General features: G+C 61.6%; 5 protein-coding genes. All 5 read right to left on the bottom strand.

Annotation, left to right across the window (positions count from 1 at the left end; translation table 11 throughout):
- Positions 1 to 916: 916 nt before the first annotated feature.
- The gene (locus NZN28_RS13435) at positions 917 to 1,837 is read right to left on the bottom strand and encodes an FAD-dependent oxidoreductase (protein WP_295398975.1); all 921 of its coding nucleotides are present in this window, start codon (positions 1,835 to 1,837) and stop codon (positions 917 to 919) included.
- Positions 1,838 to 2,012: 175 nt separating this feature from the next.
- Entirely contained in the window at positions 2,013 to 3,059 is a 1,047-nt protein-coding gene (locus NZN28_RS13430; RefSeq protein WP_295398973.1) for a phosphotransferase family protein, read from the bottom strand.
- Positions 3,060 to 3,097: 38 nt separating this feature from the next.
- Complete coding sequence (locus NZN28_RS13425; RefSeq protein WP_295398971.1) at positions 3,098 to 4,291, bottom strand: acyl-CoA dehydrogenase family protein; 1,194 nt, start codon at positions 4,289 to 4,291, stop codon at positions 3,098 to 3,100.
- Positions 4,292 to 4,363: 72 nt separating this feature from the next.
- On the bottom strand, positions 4,364 to 6,109 hold the full coding sequence (locus NZN28_RS13420) for an acyl-CoA dehydrogenase family protein (protein WP_295398969.1): 1,746 nt from the start codon (positions 6,107 to 6,109) through the stop codon (positions 4,364 to 4,366).
- A gap of 376 nt (positions 6,110 to 6,485) precedes the next feature.
- On the bottom strand, positions 6,486 to 6,962 hold a 477-nt coding region (locus NZN28_RS13415), incomplete at its 5' end, for a hypothetical protein (protein ID WP_295398967.1).

Raw genomic sequence — 6,962 nt, 5'->3', positions numbered from 1 at the left:
CAGGGTCAAGCAGCTTTGCTTTTGGCCCTGGATTCAGGAGGCTTTATGTGTCACCTCGTCGTAGAATTGGTATTACAACCCAGTAATTGGTTGAGCGGTAACCAACGTTCACAATGGTTACTGTTACTTTGTCCATAGCATATATATGCCGCTTCAGGCTATGAATGGGTCATTCGTGTCGCGTTCGCTTTATACCCACCCCCACCGGGATAGTGCCATACGCCATTCAAGGTCGTACCTTCGCTACCGAAGGTTCCTCGATAATATGCTGGAGCACCGCGTTCACCAAACCAAATCGTCAGTGTATCCCCGTCCAGGTCGTAAACGTAGTCAAGTGTTTCCCCTACGCTGCTGTAGTAGCGGGAGTGAATATCCGGACTTGGCTCCTCGCCGTAGCGGTGGAGATGTCCAATAATCTCTATGCCCTGCATTCGCTGACCGTCCTGCGCTTCAAGGTTAACGTGCTGAATCAAGTTGCTTTCCCTGACTGTTCGTCGTTTCGTCAGCCATACTCCATGTTCCTTCCTGGTTGAGTGCGCTTCGCTTATCTTTATCTGAAGTTCCCTGGCGAAGCGTTTGTCCGCACGCCGATAGGAACTCGAATCTTCCCGTGGGATGCTTGCCTGAGTATGGCCCAACCAGTAATTACACCTGCGGTATGACACCCTTTCCCTTTCGAGAGGAGTTATAGCGAGGTGGCGAATGACGACAAACCACGGAAGTTTTATTCACCCAAAACCTCCCATTCCTAAACTCAGTGCGCGAGGTCATCTGGGTTCGCCATCTAGCCTGCGGTACTGAACAGTCACATCTACACCACATCACTAACTTCATCAGGTTCCAAGGCAGAAAACACCCAAGAAATTCACATGCGTCCGACTACTCAAAGCACAGGAAACACGCCGTGTCGGATGGACTACGCGCGCTCGAGGGTGCTTCTCAAGCTGTCGAGCAAAACCTCGAGCCTGAAGGACTCTTCCCGAGAGAGCATGGGGTCTAGGGTTGCGGTCACCCCTCCCGAACCCACCAGGCGCGGCATCGCGTAGGAAATGCCTTTGAGGGGGTCGTGTGCGCTCACCGTGAGCACCACCTGCGCGTTGCGCAGGATGGCCTCGATCACCCGCACAATGGCAACCCCCACGCTGTAACTGATGGCCCCCTTGCCTTCCACCACCCGGCGGTTGGAGCGCTGCACCCGGTCGGTGATGAGGACCTGGTCGTGGGCTGTCCAGGTTTTGCCTCGCTGGGCCGCAAAGGCTTCCACCGGCAAGCCCGCCACGTTCAGGTTCGACCAGACCACCAGGGCCGAGTCGCCCTGTTCGCCAATCACGTAGCCGTGCACGTGCTCGGGAGAGACCTCGAGATGCGCCGCCACCGCCGCCCGCAGTTGCATGGTCTCCAGCACCGTCCCCACCCCCAGCACCCGCTGGGCCAGATCGGGCCCCACCAGCCGGGTGGTGAACTCGGTCAGGGGCTCTACCGGCTGGGTGGCTACCACCACAATGGCCCCCGGCGCCACCTCCCTAACCTGCGGAATAATTTCCTGGAAAACCAGCGCATTGCTGGCAAACAGCTCGCTGCGGCTTTCCCCGCTCTTCTGGCGCAGGCCCGCCGTCACCACCACCACCTGGGAGCCCCTTATCTGGGCATAGGACCCGCTATACACCCGCATCCCCCGGTGCAGGGTGGCCGCCGCCGCCACATCCACCGCCTGCGCCTGCGCTTTCTCTGGGTCGCTGTCCAGCAACACCACCTCGTCGCAGGAACCCCGCAGGGCCAGGGTGTGAGCAGTCGTTGCCCCCACGAGTCCCGAGCCGATGACCGCCACCTTGCTCATGCCCGAAGCTCCCCTGCTTTCCAGTCTACGCATTTCGGCGGTTGGTTTGAAATCAACGCTCCAAGAACTGCCGGGAGCCTCAGGCGAAATGCAGAACCCGCTGCGGTGTTCGACCCTGGCCTAAAACCGCGTCCTGGAGTACCAAAAGACGCACCCAATCCCACCGAGGGGCATTTCAAATCTTGCCCGTTTCAATGGCTCTTTGAATCTTCTGCCCCATTTCCCGGATCAGGTGAATCAGCATCCCGAAGCGTCCATCCTGCGTGAGCCCCTTCTGGTAGCGGAAAAAAATCTGCTGCATGATGACGCCCACTTTGAACAGGCCAAAAACGTAGTAGAACAGCATGTGGGAAACATCCCGGCCTGTGCGAGCAGCGTAAAGCTCAACCAGTTCGGCCCGGCGGAGGTTGCCCGGCAGGTGGGTCAGGCCAAAGCTTTTGAGGCCCGGAGGGTCGTCTTCCTCGGCCCAGTAGCCCAGGGTGGTGCCCAGGTCCATCAGGGGGTCACCCAGGGTGGCCATTTCCCAGTCCAGCACGGCCAGCACCCTGGTCAGGTTGCTGGGATCCAGGATCAGGTTGTCGTACTTAAAATCGTTGTGGATCAGGGCCGCGCCGGTAGCCGGAGGAATATGGGCAGCCAGCCACGCCATGGCCTGTTCCATGCCAGGAATCTCCTCGGTGCGGGCTTTCTGGTAGCGCTCCGTCCAGCCCCGCACCTGCCGCTCCACGTAGCCCTCGGGCTTGCCCAGGTCGGCCAGACCGGCTTTCTGGTAGTCCAGGCTGTGGAGCTCGACCATCGCATTCAGGGCAGCCTCGCACACACCCCGCATGAGCGAAGGGGTCATGCCCTCGAGTGGCTGGGTTCGCAAGATTACGCCATGAAGGCGCTCCATCACATAAAAGGGCGCCCCCAGCACGCTTTCGTCGGCGCAGTAGAGCAGGGGCCGGGGCACTTTTGGATACACCGGCCTGAGCGCCGACAAGATGCGAAACTCGCGGCCCATGTCGTGGGCGGTTTTGATCTGGGCCCCAAAGGGCGGGCGGCGCAGCACCAGTTCTTGCTCGCCCAGCCGGAGCAGGTAGGTGAGGTTGGAGAAACCCCTGGGGAACTGCAAGACTTCCAGGCTCCCCCTGGCGCCGGGCAGGTGATCGAGCAAATAGGCTTGCAGCCGGGGGATATCCAGTTCTTCGCCGGGTCGGATGGCCGAGGGTTGATCGGTCATGGCGCGCCTCTGAAGCACGTTTTTGCCAGCGATTCAGGCTACAGGGAAACCTCGAGGCCATATTCCTTCAGTGCGGCCCGGGCCACCACGGTCTTGTGAACCTCGTCGGCCCCGTCGTAGATGCGGGCGGCCCGCTCGTGGCGATAAAAGAACGAAAGCGGCAGGTCGTCGGACATGCCCAGGCCGCCGTGCACCTGAATGGCCCCGTCCAGCACCCGTTGCAACACGCCCGCCACGAAGTATTTGATGAGCGAGATTTCGACTCGAGCCCCCTCGGCCCCTTGCTGTTCGACCTTCTCGGCGGCATCCAGCACCATCAGCCGGGCGGCGTGGATTTCGGCCTTGGCCTCGGCAATCAGGTGCTGGATGGCCTGACGCGAGCCCAGCGGCTTGCCGGGGGCAAGCTCGCGTTTGGCCGCGTACTGGCACATCATCTCGAAGCTGCGCTGGGCAATCCCAATCCAGCGCATGCAGTGGTGGATGCGCCCCGGACCCAGCCTTTCCTGGGCAATGGCAAAGCCCCTGCCGCGCTCACCCAGGAGGTTCTCCCTGGGCACCCGCACCTGGTTCAGGCGAATTTCGGAGTGGCTCATCCAGTCCTCGCCCGCTTCGCCCATCACGGATATTTTGCGCACGGGCTCGAGGCCAGGGGTCTCGGTGGGCACGATAATCTGGCTGGCCCGGGCGTAGGGGTTGGGGTGTTCGGGGTCGGTCAGACACATCACAATGCAAAAAGCCGAGCCCTCGAAGCCGGTGGTAAACCACTTGTGCCCATTGATGACCCACTCGTCCCCCTCCAGCACTGCTGTGGTGTTCATCCAGACCGGGTTGGAACCGGGGTATTCGGGCTCGGTCATGCCAAAGGAGCTGCGGATTTCGCCTGCTGCAAGGGGCTTCAGGAAGCGCTCTTTTTGCTCGGGGGTGCCGTGCTTGAGCAGGACTTCCATGTTGCCAATGTCGGGGGCCTGGGTGTTGAAGGCGTAGTGGCCCAGCGGGCTTCGGCCCAGCTCCTCGCTGAGGCGGGCAAAGGCGCCGAGGCTCAATCCCAGGCCCAGGGGCTGGGGCAGCGGCGGGAGCCACCAGCCCCGGGCTTTGACCTTCTGCCGGACGCTTTGAAGGCTGGGCAGCACCGCCCTGAAGCCATGCTTCAGAAACGTGGACTCCAGGGGCAAAATTTCCTCCTGCACAAAAGTCCGAACTTCTCCAACCAGGTCGGCGGTCTGTGCGGTCATTTGGCCTTAGTGTACCAGCTAGCCCAAAAGCAAACAGGGCGCACTCGAGCGCCCTGTTTTTCAAGCCCGGGCTTAGGCCCTGGGCTGCGGGTAACCATCGGCCTCGAGCACCCAGGCGGCAATGCGGCGGCGCAGCTCGACCAGGTCGAGGGGGTCGTGCTTGGTCAGACGGCGGGCCGCCGAGGCCATCAGGCGCATATCGTCGCCCTCGGCCAGGCGCGGCAGGATGGAAAGCGCTGCGGCCTGGGCACGGTCGAGGGCCTGGTACAGGTAAAGCTGGGTCATATCGGCATACACCCCACCCCCCAGCTTGCGCGCCCTGAGCAGGCCGCTCTCGGCAGCGAAGATGTCAATCAGGATGTCGGCGGCCACGGCCAGCACTTCCTGCTCTTCTTCAATTTTCTTGCCGTACTTGAGGGCGGCCAGGCCCAGCACCGCCAGAGCCAGCTTCTTGAGGCCCTCGAGCTGGGCCATCTCCTTGTCTTCGGGCTCTTCGAAGGACGGCTCCAGCAGCTCCTTTTGCAGCTTCATGGCGGCATCGAAGAGCGGCAGCTCCCCTTTCATAGCCCGGCGCAGCAACATGCCGGGAATCAGGAGTCGGTTAATTTCGTTGGTGCCCTCGAAGATGCGGTTGATGCGGCTGTCGCGGTAGGCCCGCTCGATTTCGTACTCCGCCGAGTAGCCGTAGCCGCCGTGAATCTGGACGCCTTCGTCCACCACGTAGTCGAGCACCTCGGAGCCCAGCACCTTGATGATGCTGGCCTCCACGGCATACTCCTCAATCCCGGCCAGTACCGCCTCGGCGGCGTTGGCTTTGTCCAGGCTGGAGAGGGCCTCGTCAATCATGCCCATGGTGCGGTAGACCGCGCTCTCGCCCACAAAGATGCGGGCGGCCATCTCGGCCAGTTTTTGTTGAATCAGGCCGAAGCTGGCAATGGGCTGCCCAAAAGCGACGCGCTCCTTGGCGTAGCGGGCCGAGAGCCCCAGGGCGCCCTTGGCCCCGCCGATGGCCCCCGCGCCGAGCTTATAGCGCCCCACGTTGAGCACATTGAAGGCAATCTTGTGCCCCTTGCCCAGCTCGCCCAGCAAGTTTTCCACCGGCACCTTCACGTCTTCTAAGAAGACCTGGCGGGTGCTGGAGGCCTTGATACCCATCTTCTTTTCCTCGCCGCCCAAACGCAGCCCGGGCGTGTCGCGCTCAACCAGGAAAGCGGTGAGACCCTCTTTGGTCTTGGCGAACACGGTGAACAGGTGGGCAAAGCCCGCGTTGGAAATCCACATCTTGGTGCCGTTCAGGATGTAGTGCTGCCCATCCTCGGAAAGCTCGGCGCGGGTCTTGGCCCCCATGGCATCGGAGCCCGACTGCGGCTCGGTGAGGCAGTAGGCCGCAATCAGCTCGCCGGAGACCATGCGGGCCAGGTATTTGTCCTTCTGGGCCTTGGTGCCCCAGTAGACCAGCGGCAGAAGGCCAATGCTGGTCTGCACGCCATAGGAGACGCTAAAGCCGCCGGTGCCCGCCAGGGCCTCGGCAATGACCGTGCTGACGGTCTTGGGCAGGTCGAGGCCGCCGTACTCCTCCGCCACCTCGACGCCCAGCAAGCCCAGCTCGCCGCACTTTTTGAGCAGGGGGAGGTTGTGCTCCAGGGCCCCGTGCTCCAGCGCCTCGGCCACAGGCCGGTATTCTTTTTCGACGAATTGCCGCACGGTCTCCTGAATCATGCGGGTGGTATCGTCGAAGTCTTCCGGAGTGAAAATCTGCCCGGGTTTTTCCAGCAACCAGCCGCCGCCTTTGGTGGAAAGTTTTTTGTCTGCAATCACCTTGACCTCCCGCTATTTTTGACTTATTACAAACTTGTACTGAGTCAAAGTTTAGCGGCAAAAACAGAAACCGTCAATAATCCCAAACGGGCCTTTGGAGCATTCACTCCGAAGCTCGGTTCAGCGGCGCCAGCGTGGTGCCATCTTGCAGGCAACGCCATCTTTGCGAAGTTGGCACATGCCAAAAATACACATTGTGGGTGAGGATGGCGGGGGCCGACTGCCTGGTTCTACTTTGCTAGAGCCTGGAAGGTTTACAGGTGAAAATGGTAAGGGACCCATGAAGTCCGGCAAAGGTCGGCGCCTCGAGGCATCAGCTTCCGCGCGGCGCAAGGTTTGGTTCTATTGCCACAGCGCCCGAGTACCTTGAGCGTGGCTAGCCAGCCGGGGTGAGCGTAAAGCGCCGGTCTTCCTCGGCAATCAGCCGGTCGCCCTCCCACAACTGCCAGCGGATGGAGTAGGTGCCGGGGGGTACGGGGGGCATCTCAAAGCGGTAAAGCACCTCGAGCCAGGTCGTGTAGCGCAGCACCTCGAGGCCGCGTGAATCTCGCTCGAGCCGACCGCAGGCCAGCCTGTAGCGGGCCTGTTCCAAACCCACCCCAAAACCAGGCGGCGCTTCCAGCAGCACCAGGCGCAGCTCGGCGGGTTTTTCGGCCTGGCTGGCAAAGCGGCAGCTTTCAAGCGGGTCGGGAAAAGGGGCGGGGGGGCGCGCCGGAAGGCCGAACTCGAGGGTAATCGAAAACCCAAACCACGCACCCGGCCCCCGCGCAAAGGCTGTCCAGCGGCGTTCCTCGTAGCGCTGGCGACCAAACAGCGCCACCCCCGCCGGACTGGTAAAAACCGGAAAATCTTC

This window comes from Meiothermus sp. (assembly GCF_025056915.1).
Taxonomy (GTDB): Bacteria; Deinococcota; Deinococci; order Deinococcales; family Thermaceae; genus Meiothermus.
The sequence above is the reverse complement of the archived record's forward strand: the minus strand, read 5'-3'. Positions and strand labels throughout refer to the sequence as shown.

Coding starts and splice junctions, on each gene's coding strand:
- NZN28_RS13435 (WP_295398975.1), bottom strand. CDS start 1,837: ATGAGCAAGGTGGCGGTCATCGGCTCGGGACTCGTGGGGGCAACGACT.
- NZN28_RS13430 (WP_295398973.1), bottom strand. CDS start 3,059: ATGACCGATCAACCCTCGGCCATCCGACCCGGCGAAGAACTGGATATC.
- NZN28_RS13425 (WP_295398971.1), bottom strand. CDS start 4,291: ATGACCGCACAGACCGCCGACCTGGTTGGAGAAGTTCGGACTTTTGTG.